Origin of the sequence: Agrobacterium vitis (genome assembly GCF_013337045.2) — a bacterium.
GTDB classification, from domain to species: Bacteria; Pseudomonadota; Alphaproteobacteria; order Rhizobiales; family Rhizobiaceae; genus Allorhizobium; species Allorhizobium vitis_B.
On sequence record NZ_CP118260.1, the window covers coordinates 1,070,121 to 1,082,867 of the forward strand.

Consider the following 12,747-nt stretch of genomic DNA (forward strand, 5'->3'; position numbering starts at 1 on the left):
TAACGCTTTGCGTCATACCAAGGGTCATCGAAGATGGCCCTTGGTATCAGTTCTGCCGCATGGCGTTGTTGTTTTCCGACCGGGTGTCGCTATCGCCGGGCAATATCATGGTGATCCGCAAGCCTTTCGGCTTGACATTGCCGGCAAAGACCTTGCCTCCATGCCGCTCCACCGCCGTCTTGGCTATTGCCAGGCCAAGGCCATATCCGGATGCACTGCCGCTGCTGCCTGAACTGATAAAGGGGCGAAAAATACTCTCAAGGTCTTCTTCCTTGACGCCAGGACCTTCGTCCGTGAAGGTGAGTATCAGTCCATTCTGCGAGATGGTCGTCGAAATCAGGATGACTGTCGCCTCTCCGGTATATTTGATCGCATTGCGCAGGACGTTTTCAATAGCCCGATAGATAAGTTCGCCATTGACAGCGGCGACGAAACTACCACTGCGCTGAAAATCAATTGATACGGCCTTTTCCTGTGCCTCAAAAGTAGCGTCCTGAACAATCTCATCAAGAATATCGAGAATATCGATAACCAGGAGCTGATTTTCTTCATCTGTCTTGGAGGATAGTCTGGCCAGGGTGAGGATCTCACCGACAAGCCGGTCCAGCCGCTCGATTTCGTGGTCCATGCGATCCAGCAGGCCGGGCAGGCGGCCTGGGTTTTTTCGCAGGATACCTGTAACAGCTTGCAGGCGTGAAAGGGGTGAGCGTAGTTCGTGGGAAATATCATGAAACAGCCGCTCCCGGCTCTCGTGCAGTTCCTGTAGGCGCATGGCGCTGATGTCGAAATGCTCTGTCAGAATTCCGATTTCATCCTTTCGATTTTTGACGCGATCGTGGATGCGGATGCTGAAGTGTCCTTCTGCTAGTGTTTTCAGCCCGTGGCGAAGCCGCTCAATGGGTGTCAGCAGATATTTCGTCAACAGGTAGGCAGAAAACAGGCTGGCGACGAGGCCTATCAGCCAAGGCAACACAAGTGGCCAGTCATTGCCGATAGATGATTCATCAATGGTGAGGGTATAGCATTGGTTGGCGTAGGATATGGCAATGCTGCCTGGAAATTGATCCTTGGTGCAGGTTTGCGGGGCAGCCGTCGGCACTGCCTGGAGTTGGAAATTCCCATCGTCTCCTGTGGGTGTTATGCTGCGGATAAACGCCTGTGTCTCCTGCGGCCCGACACGTTGGAGCATCTCGGCGATTTGCGCGGCAATGATCTTGTTCTGCACTTCAGCGATGCGCATGTGTGGTGGGAGCTGGCCGTTGAACCGTGGAAGCGATATGCCAAGCATGGTTGTCAGCGTGATTGTCAGCCAGACAATGACGAAAAAACGCCAGAAAAGCCGCGGCATCAGCTGTCCTGTAGCAGAATATAACCCTGCCCCCGAACAGACTGGATCCAGCTTTGTCTGTCTTTTCTGAGGCCGAGTTTTTGGCGGATACTGCTCAGATGAACATCGATGCGCCGGTCGAATGGCGTCAGGGGCCTGCCGAATACGCTTTGGGAAATATCGTGTTTGGAAACGACCTTGCCGCCATTACGAACCAGAAGCTCCAGAAGATTATATTCCGTGCCGGTCAAGGCGAGAGCCTCACCATTGATATGCGCCTGCCTGCTTGTCGGATAAAGAATGAGCTCGCCGCTTTTGAGCGGTTGAGATGGAAGTTCGGGCGGTGTTTTGCCCGTCCGACGCAATATTGCCCGCAGCCGGGCGACCAGTTCACCGGGCGAACAGGGCTTGGAGACGTAATCGTCGGCACCAAGGTCTAGTCCGGTAATCCGATCCTTGTCATCCCCCCTGGCTGTCAACATGACGATAGGAATTTCACTGGATTTTCGGATGCTCTGCAACACATCGACGCCATTCATGATTGGCATCATGACGTCGAGAACGATGATATCGGTCGCGCCACTGTCGACAACAGCAAGCCCCTTGGCGCCATCGTCTGTCGAGAGTACATCAAACCCTTCATCCGTCAGATATTCGCAAAGCAATCCGGTAAATTCCAGGTCGTCATCAATCAAAAGAACACGCGTCATTTTTCTGCTCTTGGTGGCGGTGGCCTGTTATAAGTGAAAATCGACCAGGGGTTTCAAGTTTTACATAAGTTTACGTGCTTATGGTAGATGGAGTGCCGACATGTGGCGGCTATTCATGTTCGGTTAGAGCCACAATCATGCCACGGCGCATCGGATTGGCTGCTGTGGCCCGTGTCTGGGCTTGCAAATCGATCAGCCCGGACTGAAAACTGCATCTTTAACCCGCCGACTTGGCGCTTGCCCGACTCGTATCCATCATGAAAAGCCACTTGAAAAGTCTTGCCCATCGCGATCGCACCGAGACGAGCGACCGCCATTTGGCGTTTTATCTGACCTTTATTGCCGGCGCGGCCAATGCTGGCGGCTTTATGGCGGTCGGTCAATATACGTCTCACATGTCGGGTATTGTTTCGTCTATGGCTGACAATCTGGTGTTGGGCGATTTAAAACTTTTGCTAATGGGGTTGCTCGCGCTTTGTTTCTTTCTTGCAGGCGCTGGTTTTTCTGCAATTTTGATCAATTGGGGCCGCAGGCGGGATTTGAAATCGGTCTATGCACTGCCGCTGGCGGTCGAGGCGTGGTTGATGGGGGTGTTTGCCCTTTCCGGGGCGATCAGCTTCAGCGAAAAGAGCGAGGCCATCGCTTTCATCGTCATGCTTCTCTGCTTCATCATGGGCTTGCAGAATGCCATCATCACAAAACTCTCCGGTGCGCGCATTAGAACGACGCATGTGACGGGCTTGGTTACCGATACCGGCATCGAACTTGGTAAGCTGTTCTATTGGAACGGATACTCAAATGGTAAAGTCACATACCCGCCGGTCCGGGCCGATTTAGCGAAGCTTTGGCTGCTGGTGCGCATGGTTGGATTATTTTTCGGCGGCGGCGTGGTCGGGGCTATCCTGTTTCAACGAATCGGCGTTTCCGCTGCGGGGTTTCTGGCGATACCTCTGGCGCTTGCTGCTCTTTACCCAATGCTTGAGGACTATTCCTCGCAAAAGCAGCGTTGAAGGCAAATCTGGTTCGCATGTTGTGTCATTGACGCGCTGTAAAGTGGTTGACGTTCCTGATCGGCTGGATATAACGCCTGCCAGAGATTCTGTTGCAAACCAGACAGAGTCTGGATGTCGGCATACGGCATCGGGCTTAGGAAGAGTGTCCGAGTGGTTTAAGGAACCGGTCTTGAAAACCGGCGTGCGGGAGACCGTACCGTGGGTTCGAATCCCACCTCTTCCGCCATGCCCAATGATAGTTAAATTAAATCACATAGTTATGTGTTGAATTGTCAAGCTATTAGGCTCGGTTTGACAGTTGACGTCCTCGTTTCACCCTCCTACTCCGAAGGTGAGGGCCGTCTTGGGTGGCTTTATCACTATGAAATAGCGATGCTGTTTCCAGCAGCCTTGGTCTCGATCACATGTCGTGGGTGTCTTCTGCGGCGCTTTTACGCGTCAGAAGGAACCATAGGAATGCCAGGCTCATCACGGCCATCGCAAACCAGGTTATTGCATATTGAAGATGGCTATTGGGAAAACGGATCTGGGTTAAGCCGCCGACCGGATAGCCGCCCGGCACATCGCTTTTGCTGGCATCCATGAAAAACGGCGCCACTTGGGTCAGATCGCGCTTGTCGGCAATGGCTGCGACGTCGCGTGAATACCAGCGATCGGCATTGGGATCATTGGAGCGCAGCAAGGTTCCATTCGGTTCGCTGATGCGCAGAAGGCCGCTTACTGTCACGTTTCCAGGGATTTGACCTTGTGCCCGGCGGGTAGGGTCTTTGCGGTCAATCGGTACAAAGCCCCTGTTGATCAACAGGGTTCCGTCGTTTTCAGTCTTTAGGGGGGTCATGACCCAATAGCCCGCGCCCATTTCCGTGGCGGCGTAGACCAGGGTTTCCTTGTCGTGCTCGTAAATGCCGGAGGCCTTGATATGGCGGTATTCATCGGCGTCTCGATTGACGGACGGCCATTGCTCTGGGGATGGTGCATCCACCGGCTCGGCATGAACACGTGCATCGACGCGAGCGATCAATGCCTGTTTCCAGCCAAGGCGTTCGATTTGCCAGATGCCGAGGGCTATGAACAAGGCCGTTGCCAGCAATAGAAAGCTGGATAGTGCAACCTTCTTTATCGAAATACGCCTGATGGCCTGCTGGTCTGACATGTATCAATCGTCCTGAAACGGATCGGGCGACATGAATATGCCGCCCGATCGGATATCGGCGTCCCTACGGAACGTTACGCATCATGTCCGGGCTCATCGGCATCATATTGGTGTTCAAGTGATGCATGACCCAGAGTGAGCCGGAGAGCGCGATAACGACAACGATGATGGTGAAGATCAACGCCATCATGTTCCAGCCGCCTTCCGACTTGGTATTCATATGCAGGAAGTAGATCATATGAACCACAACCTGGATGGCACCGAGGCCCATGACGATACCAGCCAGCAAGGCCTTGTTGGTCAGGCTGCCGCTCATCACCAGATAGAACGGGATCGACGTCAGGATGACCGACAAGATAAAGCCGATCATATAGGTCTTCATCGAGCCGTGGCTGGCTTCGTGGCCGCCATGGTGATGATCATGGCCGTGGCCATGCGAATGTGCGTGCGAATTGTCGTTCATCCGATCACTCCCAGCAGGTAGACGTAGGAGAATACGCCAATCCAGATAACGTCGAGGAAGTGCCAGAACATCGAGAGGCACATCAGGCGACGGCGGTTTGCTTCGACCAGTCCATGCTTGCCGACCTGGGCCATCAGCGTTACCAGCCAGATGATGCCGAAGGTAACGTGCAAACCGTGGGTGCCGACCAGCGTAAAGAAGGCTGACAGGAAGGCACTGCGATTTGGACCTGCTCCTTCATGGATCAGGTGAACGAACTCATAGAGTTCGAGCGCCAGGAAGATTGCGCCGAATACACCGGTCACGCCCAGCCAGATCAGCGTAGCGGCCTTGTTGTTCTTCTCCATCGACAGCATGGCAAAGCCATAGGTGATCGAGGAAAACAGCAGCATGGCTGTATTGATCGCTACCAGTTTCAGGTCGAACAGGTCGGCCGGAGCCGGGCCAGCCGCATAATTGCGACCGAGCACGGCATAGGTGGCAAACAGCATTGCGAAGATCAGGCAGTCGCTCATCAGGTAGAGCCAGAACCCAAGGTTCGTGCTGCTTTCCGGATGATGCTCTTCCGTCAGGTAGAATTCCGGCTTTGCGGTTTTTAAAGTTCTGGGATCCATCTGATCACCCCTTCCTTGCCAGAAGCGCGGTCCGCGTTGCCTCGGTATTCACCACCTCTTCGGCGGAGATATAGAAGTCGCGGTTGTAGTTGAACGTGTGCGAGATCGACACTGCGATGATCGCCACGAAAGACACGATGGCCAACCACCACATGTACCAGATCAGGCCGAATGCCATGGCAACGCTGAGACCCGCAAGGATAACGCCCGTGCCGGTATTCTTCGGCATGTGGATCGGCTTGAAGCCCAGCAGAGGACGGCTATAGCCACGCTTCTTCATGTCATCCCAGGCGTCGGTATCATGGACGACTGGCGTGAAAGCGAAGTTATAGGCCGGCGGTGGCGAAGAAATAGACCATTCCAGAGTCCGGCCATTCCATGGGTCGCCCGTCAGGTCCGCCAGTTCGTGACGCTTGAAATAGCTGACGACGAGCTGGATGACGAAGGAGGCGATACCAAGCGCAATCAGGCAGGCACCAAATGCAGCGATGATGAACCAGATTTGCAGCGACGGATCGTCGAACTGGCTCATGCGGCGGGTGACACCCATCAGGCCGAGAACATACAGCGGCATGAAGGCGAAGTAGAAGCCAACCAACCAGAACCAGAAGGACATCTTGCCCCAGAACGGATCGAGCTTGTAGCCGAACGCTTTCGGGAACCAGAACGTGACGCCAGCCATCAGCCCGAACACCACGCCGCCAATGATGACATTATGGAAGTGGGCGATCAGGAACAGCGAGTTGTGCAGGACGAAGTCGGCTGGTGGCACGGCAAGAAGAACGCCGGTCATGCCGCCGATCACGAAAGTCACCATAAAGCCCATGGTCCAAAGCATCGGCACTTCGAACCGGATGCGGCCACGATACATCGTGAACAGCCAGTTGAAGATCTTGGCACCCGTCGGGATCGAGATGATCATCGTCGTGATGCCGAAGAACGAGTTGACGCTGGCGCCCGAACCCATGGTGAAGAAGTGATGCAGCCACACCAGGTAGGACAGGACCGTAATACAGACCGTGGCGTAAACCATCGATGTATAGCCAAACAGGCGCTTGCCGGAGAAGGTCGAAACCACTTCTGAGAAAATGCCGAAGGCGGGCAGAACCAGAATATAGACTTCCGGGTGACCCCAGATCCAGATCAGGTTCACATACATCATCGGGTTGCCGCCGAGATCGTTGGTGAAGAAATTGGTGCCGACATAACGGTCGAGCGTCAGCAGAGCCAACGTGGCAGTCAGGATCGGGAAGCTGGCAACGATCAACACGTTGGTGCAGAGCGAGGTCCAGGTGAAGATTGGCATCTTCATCATGGTCATGCCCGGAGCGCGCATCTTGACGATGGTCGCAATCAGGTTGATGCCTGATAATGTCGTTCCGACACCGGCCACCTGAAGTCCCCAGATGTAGTAATCGACGCCGACGCCGGGGCTGTAATCGCCACCCGAAAGCGGCGGATAAGCCAGCCAGCCGGTACGGGCGAATTCACCGACGAACAGCGAAATCATTACGATCACCGCACCTGCAACCGTCATCCAGAAGGAGAAGTTGTTGAGGAACGGGAAGGACACGTCGCGCGCGCCGATCTGCAAGGGAACGACGAGGTTCATCAAGCCGGTTACAAACGGCATGGCCATGAAGAAGATCATGATCACGCCATGGGCGGTGAAGACCTGGTCATAATGATGCGGCGGCAGAAAGCCTTCATTGCCGTTGAAGGCCATGGCCTGCTGGCCACGCATCATCAAGGCATCGGCAAAGCCGCGCAACAGCATGATCAGCGCCAGAATGACATACATCACGCCGATCTTCTTGTGATCGACGCTGGTGAACCATTCATTCCAGAGATAGCCCCAGAGGCGGAAGTAGGTAACGGCGCCGAGCACGGCAATGCCACCGATCGCGACAGCCACAAAGGTCAGCACGAGAATGGGTTCGTGATACGGGATCGCATCTAGGGTCAACCGGCCGAAGATGAACTTCATAAGGTCAGGGTTTGAGAACATGGGAGGCCCCGTTTAAGTTGAATATCGCGAGATTGCCGGCTCAGTTTTTAGGCTGAGCTGGCGCGGTCGCGCCGTTATCTGTGTCAGGCATGTCCATTCCAGGCATGGAATGATCGGCCATCGAATGATGCATTGTGTGGTTGCCGGCGTCAGTTGTGGATGCGACGGGCATGCTGTCGGTAGCAGGAGCAGCCTGCGAATGATCCTGTGGCGCATTCGCGTCGGTGCCATGGCCTGGCGTGACACTCAGATCGACACCACGGTTGTCATATTGCAGTTTCTCGCGGTTCTCGGCGCTTTCCTTGCCAGCTCCGCCCATCATGTCGATATGCATCATGTTGCTCATGCACATTTTCGCAGGATCGACACACATATTGATGATGGCGTTGAAAAGATCCTTGTCGGCGGATGCAAAGTAGCGCACCGGATCTTTTTCACTTGGCTTTTCAAGCTTGATATAGGCGTCGCGGTTAAGCGCGGTGCCTTTCGCCTTGACCTGAGCTACCCAGTCGGCAAAGCCCTGATCGGTCAGACCGTGGAACTTGAAGCGCATGTTGGAAAAACCAGCGCCAGAATAGTTGGCCGAGAAACCGTCATAAACGCCTTCCTTGTTGATCACGCCGTGCAGCTTGGTCTGCATGCCAGGCATGGCGTAGATCTGGCCAGCAAGCGCCGGGATATAGAAGGAGTTCATCACCGACTGAGCGGTAATCTTGAAATTGATCGGAACATCAACCGGTGCTGCCAGTTCGTTGACCGTGGCAATCCCGAGGTCCGGGTAGATGAACATCCACTTCCAATCGAGAGCGACGACTTCAACAGTCAGCGGCTTCACGTCGGCGGGAATGGTTCGCTCGGCATCAATCCGCTCCAAAGGGCGGTAGGGGTCGAGCTTATGTGTGGAGATCCAGGTTACCGTTCCCAGAACCAGAATGATGGCGACGGGTGCCGACCAGATCAGGATTTCAATCTTGGTGGAATGGTTCCAGTCCGGCAGATAGACCGCCGAGGTGTTGGAAGAGCGATATTTCCACGCAAAGAAAAACGTCAGCAGGATCACCGGGACGATAATGATCAGCATCAACACGGTGGCGAAGACCACGAGGTCGCGTTGTTGCGCTGCAATGTCACCGGCGGGGGACATCACCACCATGTTACAGCCCGAAAGCAGCAGCATGGGCAAAAGCAGGAGGGAGGATAGGATCGGGAATTTTTTCATTACTTTGACTCTCATCAAGCGCATAAGCGCGAATTAATCCTTTTCCGGTGAGATTAAATGCGCGTTTTGTCGCAGGGAGTGTCGCTAATATAGGAAATATATCCTCCTATGGTTGTTGTGTGCTATCGCAGTGGTGCGGGTATGCCTTTCAAAAACCCTTGCGAATCAGTGGGTTCCATCGAAGTTCTCTTCGCAGTTGCGAGATGAAAAATGCCACTTTTTGTCGTGGCAAAAGGCTCGAAATGGCAATAATCAAATTGTCGCACCCTTGAAAAACTGCCTGGCCAATGCGGGTGCGCCAACGGTTTCACCCGGAATCGGAAAATTGGCAAAAAATTATTCGTCCCCGGGAATATCAACAGCCTCTCCTGCGTATATAGGGGTATGAACAACAGATCCGGCCCCTTTGACGTGATTGGACAATTGGCAGCGCTGAGGCGTTATGCCCTGTCGCTTGTGCGCAATACCGATGAAGCCGAGGATCTCGTCAACGATGCCCTGGTCAGGGCCTATGAGCACCAGAACAGCTTCCGGCGCGGTGGCAATATCCGCCAATGGTTGTTTTCGATCCTGCACAATACCCACGTGGATAGCTTGCGACGCAGGCGATCTGCGGCGAGGCGCGATGCGCTGGCAGCTGATCTTGTCGATCCGGTCATAGGGGCCGAGCAGGAGCATGTGGTGCGGTTGGCGCAGGTGCGCCGAGCCTTTATGGATTTGCCGGAAGAGCAGCGCCAGGCCCTGCATCTCGTGGCGATCGAAGAGCTCTCCTACCAGGAGGCTGCCGATGTTTTGAATATTCCAGTTGGCACGCTGATGTCGCGGCTGTCGCGGGCGCGGGCGCGGCTGCGCGATCTTGAAATGACAGATGCGGGACGGCGGGCGCTACCGCCACCGGTTGAGAAGCCAGCCCAAAGAGGGCAGGGCGGCTCCAAACCGGTAGGCCTTCGCATTGTTGGAGGTTCCGATGATACACCATCCTGATCCAGTTTTGGATTTTGATCTACAGGCCTATATCGACGATCAACTGACCGTTCAGCGGCGGATCGAGGTCGAGGCCTATCTTTCCAGGCATCCCGATGCAGCGGCGCGGATGATGGCCGATCTGCGTGTGCGCGACGAGTTGCGCTTGGGGCTGGCCCATGACCGAGTGGCGCTTGATTTGGGCGCGGCGCGGCCGGAGACCCGGGATGCGGCTCGCCAGCTGGAGCAGGCTTTGATGCAGGCAGGCCGCATGACAGTGCTGCGCCGGGCGGCTGCGGTGGCTATTTTTATCGGCGTTGGTTGGGTCGCGCATTCCGTTATCAATCCATTCGCGGCCACCCAGGTTGTCGCCTCCGTGCCGACACCGGCCTTCGTGCGCGAAGCATTACAAGCCCATGAAACGACATTGTTGCGGGAAAGTCTTCATCCTCATCAGGTCACGCAGGTTCAAGGGAGTGACGGCCAAGCCGGGGCGCCAATGTTTGACCGCAAGGAAATTCGCTCTGCGACTGGCATCGTCATGCCGGATATGCCCAGCAATTGGACGATTGCCGATAGCCAGATTTTCCCCTCGGCTTACGGACCGAGTGTTGAAATCGCCGTCAAACCGAAGCGGGGCTCGGAGGTAACGTTGTTTGCCGCCCGCACGGGCTCCTTCGCTGTCCAGAATGTCACGCTCGCTCAGACGGATGGTGCAAAGGCTGCTTATTGGCAGATCGGCGAGGTCGCTTACGCGCTGGTGTCGAAGGACCGCTCGGGCGACGAATTGACAGATGTGGCTGGCCAGCTTGCCAGGACGCTTTACTGAAACCGGGTTGGCGCCGCGTTAAAAAGCGGCGGGCCTGTAATGACTTATGGCGTGACATTCATTGTCAGCCTGAACATCAAGAGGAGACCTCAATTATGGAACCTGTGAATAAACACTATCCTTTCGGCGCACAGGCGCAGGCGGGTGCCTTGTTCGATCAGGGCCTGCGTAGGCATATGCTAAGCGTTTACAATTATATGGCCCTTGGCCTGGTCATCACCGGTCTTGTTGCGTTTATTGTCGGCTCGACACCAGCGCTGTATGTGCCGATTTTCCAGTCGCCGCTGAAATGGGTGGTGATGCTTGCACCGCTCGCCTTCGTGTTTTTCTTCTCCTTCCGCATTCAGACCATGTCGGCCAGTGCGGCGCAGATGGCGTTCTGGGCGTTTTGTGCGGTCATGGGCCTGTCGATGGCCTCAGTCTTCCTGGTCTTTACCGGTACCAGCATTGCGCGGACATTCTTCATCGCCGCAACCATGTTCGGCTCCATGAGCCTTTACGGCTACACCACAAAGCGTGACCTGTCGAAATTCGGCTCCTTCCTGATGATGGGTCTGATTGGCGTGGTCATCGCCTCCATCGTCAACATTTTCTTAGGCTCCAGCGCGCTGCAATTTGCGATCTCGGTGATTGGTATCCTGGTTTTCGTCGGCCTGACGGCTTGGGACACCCAGAATATCAAGGAGCAATATGCCGAAAATATCGATCAGGAATCGCGCCAAAAGCTGGCAGTGTTCGGCGCTCTTTCGCTTTACCTGAACTTCGTCAATATCTTCCAGCTTCTGCTGAATTTCACCGGTGAACGGGAATAGTCTTCGCTGACATGGACTGAAGACAAAATAGCCGCCGGTCCTGAGGGAACGGCGGCTTTGTTTTTATGGTAATTTTTCGGTCTGCGCAGTCGATTTTCAGTGCAGCGTATCCAGTTCAGCCAGCAATTTGTCCTTGGCTTTTTTGGGCAGGGTCGAGGCCGCAAAGGCAGCGGCGTTGGCGGGCGGAACGTCGCCGACCACCACAACGGCCACCATGCCCATGCCAACATGCGGTGCACATTTGACGCCGTAAGCACCGACTTGGGTGAATGTCACCTTCACGGTTTCATTGATCTTGCCTTTGAAGACCTCCGCACCCTCAGGTACCAGGCCGGTAATGGCCTCGGCACTGTGTCCCTTGTCCGTTGGGATGAAGGTTACGGTGTCGCCAGGAGCGATTTTCAGCGCGGCTGGTTCGAACACCATGGGTGTGCCATCGGCCCCCTTGTTCAGCATATGGATTTCGTAATCAGCGGCGAAGGCCGATGCCGTCGACATCGCGCCGATGATGGTAAGGGCGGCGAGGCGCTTCAAGGCGATATGCATGGTGTTTCACTCTCTTTTGTGTCTCTTCGCTCACGCTTTTAAATCACCGGATGCGGCATCACTTTGATCTTGCGCAAATCGCGCGTTTGTGACCCTCAAAAGGTGGGGGCCTGGCTTGAGTTTATCCGGGAAAAGTGGAATGCGGTTTCCTTGAAAAGGGACGCGCTATCAAGAAGCCTGGGGCGTTGCCTATGGTCATGGTGCAGCGGCCTCGGCCTTAGGAGTGTGTGGTTTGCTGTCTCTCATTGATGTGTGCGTTATGGGATGGTTACATGGCTAACCTGGTCCTGGCGTTGATTTCCTTTGTGTTGACGCATTCCGTCCCGGCACTACCCAGCATCAAAGGTCGGCTTGTGTCCCGTCTGGGGCGCACGACCTATATGGTTCTCTATTCGATCCTGTCGCTGGCAGGCTTGGTCTGGATATTCTTCGCCTTCATGGAAGCCGATGACGTGGCGCTGTGGATGGACAGGGCCTGGCAGGCATGGCTGACGCTGGTGCTCGTGCCGATCGGTCTTTTTCTGGTTGTGTGCGGTTTGATCAGTCCCAACCCATATTCGGTGACCTTCAGGTCAGGGCGAAAGCCTGGTGCCATCGTTTCGATAACCCGTCATCCGGTTTTGTGGGGATTTTTCCTCTGGGCTTTCGGTCATATTTTCCCAAATGGTGAAATGCGTGGCGTTATTCTATTTGGCGGATTTTCGCTTTTCTCGCTGGTGGGAATGGCGGTACTGGAGCGCCGCAGTCGGAAAATTATCGACGCAGTTGGGCCGGAATTGGGTGCCGCAACGTCGGTTCTGCCCTTTGCCGCTATTTTGTCTGGCCGTGCCAGATTGCGTCTGGACCGCGACATGTCGATGGCGCTTGTCCTGACCGCAGCAGGCACCTTCGCTTTGCTGTTTGCCTTCCATGAAGTGTTGTTCGGTGTCGATCCCCTGCTGTTGGCGCTCTATGGGGTTTAATCGATATAATTGTTCTATTTTGATATGACCGCTTCGAAATCAGCCGAGATGGCTCGTTCAAGGCCTACGGAACTGAAAAAACATTATCATTACGGGAAAGATCGTTTGGTTCTCGGCGAATAAAGTCC

General features: G+C 54.9%; 13 protein-coding genes and 1 tRNA gene. 6 read left to right on the top strand and 8 right to left on the bottom strand.

The genetic code is table 11. From position 1 onward, the window contains the following. Positions 1–46: 46 nt before the first annotated feature. Positions 47–1,348: a HAMP domain-containing sensor histidine kinase gene (locus G6L01_RS22570; protein WP_070163304.1), complete on the bottom strand. Its 1,302-nt coding sequence runs from the start codon at positions 1,346–1,348 to the stop codon at positions 47–49. Then, entirely contained in the window at positions 1,348–2,037 is a 690-nt protein-coding gene (locus G6L01_RS22575; protein WP_070163305.1) for a response regulator transcription factor, read from the bottom strand. The genes G6L01_RS22570 and G6L01_RS22575 overlap by 1 nt, the downstream gene beginning before the upstream one ends. 269 nt (positions 2,038–2,306) lie before the next feature. Here G6L01_RS22575 and G6L01_RS22580 point away from each other — a divergent pair, with 269 nt between their 5' ends. Beyond that, the gene (locus G6L01_RS22580) at positions 2,307–3,047 is read left to right on the top strand and encodes a YoaK family protein (protein ID WP_234891905.1); all 741 of its coding nucleotides are present in this window, start codon (positions 2,307–2,309) and stop codon (positions 3,045–3,047) included. Positions 3,048–3,186: 139 nt separating this feature from the next. Next, positions 3,187–3,276, top strand: a tRNA-Ser gene (locus G6L01_RS22585). 174 nt (positions 3,277–3,450) lie between these two features. On the opposite strand, the gene G6L01_RS22590 is transcribed toward G6L01_RS22585, so the two are convergent. The 5 genes from G6L01_RS22590 to cyoA form a co-directional block, all read right to left on the bottom strand. Beyond that, entirely contained in the window at positions 3,451–4,203 is a 753-nt protein-coding gene (locus tag G6L01_RS22590; RefSeq protein WP_070163306.1) for an SURF1 family protein, read from the bottom strand. A 64-nt stretch (positions 4,204–4,267) separates the two neighbouring features. Continuing rightward, on the bottom strand, positions 4,268–4,666 hold the full coding sequence (gene cyoD / locus G6L01_RS22595; RefSeq protein WP_070163307.1) for a cytochrome o ubiquinol oxidase subunit IV: 399 nt from the start codon (positions 4,664–4,666) through the stop codon (positions 4,268–4,270). Further along, positions 4,663–5,280, bottom strand: a complete 618-nt coding sequence (gene cyoC / locus G6L01_RS22600) for a cytochrome o ubiquinol oxidase subunit III (protein ID WP_070163308.1) — start codon at positions 5,278–5,280, stop codon at positions 4,663–4,665. The genes cyoD and cyoC overlap by 4 nt, the downstream gene beginning before the upstream one ends. 4 nt (positions 5,281–5,284) lie before the next feature. Further along, on the bottom strand, positions 5,285–7,288 hold the full coding sequence (gene cyoB / locus G6L01_RS22605; protein ID WP_070163309.1) for a cytochrome o ubiquinol oxidase subunit I: 2,004 nt from the start codon (positions 7,286–7,288) through the stop codon (positions 5,285–5,287). Between the two features lie 40 nt (positions 7,289–7,328). After that, the gene (gene cyoA / locus G6L01_RS22610) at positions 7,329–8,507 is read right to left on the bottom strand and encodes a ubiquinol oxidase subunit II (RefSeq protein WP_070163310.1); all 1,179 of its coding nucleotides are present in this window, start codon (positions 8,505–8,507) and stop codon (positions 7,329–7,331) included. Between the two features lie 384 nt (positions 8,508–8,891). On the opposite strand from cyoA, the gene G6L01_RS22615 reads away from it, so the two are divergent. The 3 genes from G6L01_RS22615 to G6L01_RS22625 all read left to right on the top strand — a co-directional run bounded on the left by G6L01_RS22615 (position 8,892) and on the right by G6L01_RS22625 (position 11,111). Further along, entirely contained in the window at positions 8,892–9,491 is a 600-nt protein-coding gene (locus tag G6L01_RS22615) for a sigma-70 family RNA polymerase sigma factor (protein WP_070163311.1), read from the top strand. After that, positions 9,475–10,299, top strand: coding sequence for an anti-sigma factor family protein (locus tag G6L01_RS22620; RefSeq protein WP_070163312.1), 825 nt, complete (start codon positions 9,475–9,477; stop codon positions 10,297–10,299). The genes G6L01_RS22615 and G6L01_RS22620 overlap by 17 nt, the downstream gene beginning before the upstream one ends. A gap of 95 nt (positions 10,300–10,394) precedes the next feature. Then, entirely contained in the window at positions 10,395–11,111 is a 717-nt protein-coding gene (locus G6L01_RS22625; protein WP_070163313.1) for a Bax inhibitor-1/YccA family protein, read from the top strand. Positions 11,112–11,207: 96 nt separating this feature from the next. On the opposite strand, the gene G6L01_RS22630 is transcribed toward G6L01_RS22625, so the two are convergent. Then, positions 11,208–11,657: a pseudoazurin gene (locus G6L01_RS22630; protein WP_070163314.1), complete on the bottom strand. Its 450-nt coding sequence runs from the start codon at positions 11,655–11,657 to the stop codon at positions 11,208–11,210. A gap of 272 nt (positions 11,658–11,929) precedes the next feature. Between G6L01_RS22630 and G6L01_RS22635 the strand changes: the two genes are divergently transcribed. After that, a complete protein-coding gene (locus G6L01_RS22635) occupies positions 11,930–12,619 on the top strand; it encodes an NnrU family protein (RefSeq protein ID WP_070163315.1) in 690 nt (229 codons plus the stop codon). The last annotated feature ends 128 nt before the right edge of the window (positions 12,620–12,747 follow it).

Coding starts and splice junctions, on each gene's coding strand:
- G6L01_RS22630 (WP_070163314.1), bottom strand. CDS start 11,657: ATGCATATCGCCTTGAAGCGCCTCGCCGCCCTTACCATCATCGGCGCG.
- G6L01_RS22620 (WP_070163312.1), top strand. CDS start 9,475: ATGATACACCATCCTGATCCAGTTTTGGATTTTGATCTACAGGCCTAT.
- G6L01_RS22625 (WP_070163313.1), top strand. CDS start 10,395: ATGGAACCTGTGAATAAACACTATCCTTTCGGCGCACAGGCGCAGGCG.
- G6L01_RS22635 (WP_070163315.1), top strand. CDS start 11,930: ATGGCTAACCTGGTCCTGGCGTTGATTTCCTTTGTGTTGACGCATTCC.
- cyoC (WP_070163308.1), bottom strand. CDS start 5,280: ATGGATCCCAGAACTTTAAAAACCGCAAAGCCGGAATTCTACCTGACG.
- cyoD (WP_070163307.1), bottom strand. CDS start 4,666: ATGAACGACAATTCGCACGCACATTCGCATGGCCACGGCCATGATCAT.
- G6L01_RS22615 (WP_070163311.1), top strand. CDS start 8,892: ATGAACAACAGATCCGGCCCCTTTGACGTGATTGGACAATTGGCAGCG.
- cyoB (WP_070163309.1), bottom strand. CDS start 7,288: ATGTTCTCAAACCCTGACCTTATGAAGTTCATCTTCGGCCGGTTGACC.
- G6L01_RS22590 (WP_070163306.1), bottom strand. CDS start 4,203: ATGTCAGACCAGCAGGCCATCAGGCGTATTTCGATAAAGAAGGTTGCA.
- G6L01_RS22570 (WP_070163304.1), bottom strand. CDS start 1,348: ATGCCGCGGCTTTTCTGGCGTTTTTTCGTCATTGTCTGGCTGACAATC.
- cyoA (WP_070163310.1), bottom strand. CDS start 8,507: ATGAAAAAATTCCCGATCCTATCCTCCCTCCTGCTTTTGCCCATGCTG.
- G6L01_RS22575 (WP_070163305.1), bottom strand. CDS start 2,037: ATGACGCGTGTTCTTTTGATTGATGACGACCTGGAATTTACCGGATTG.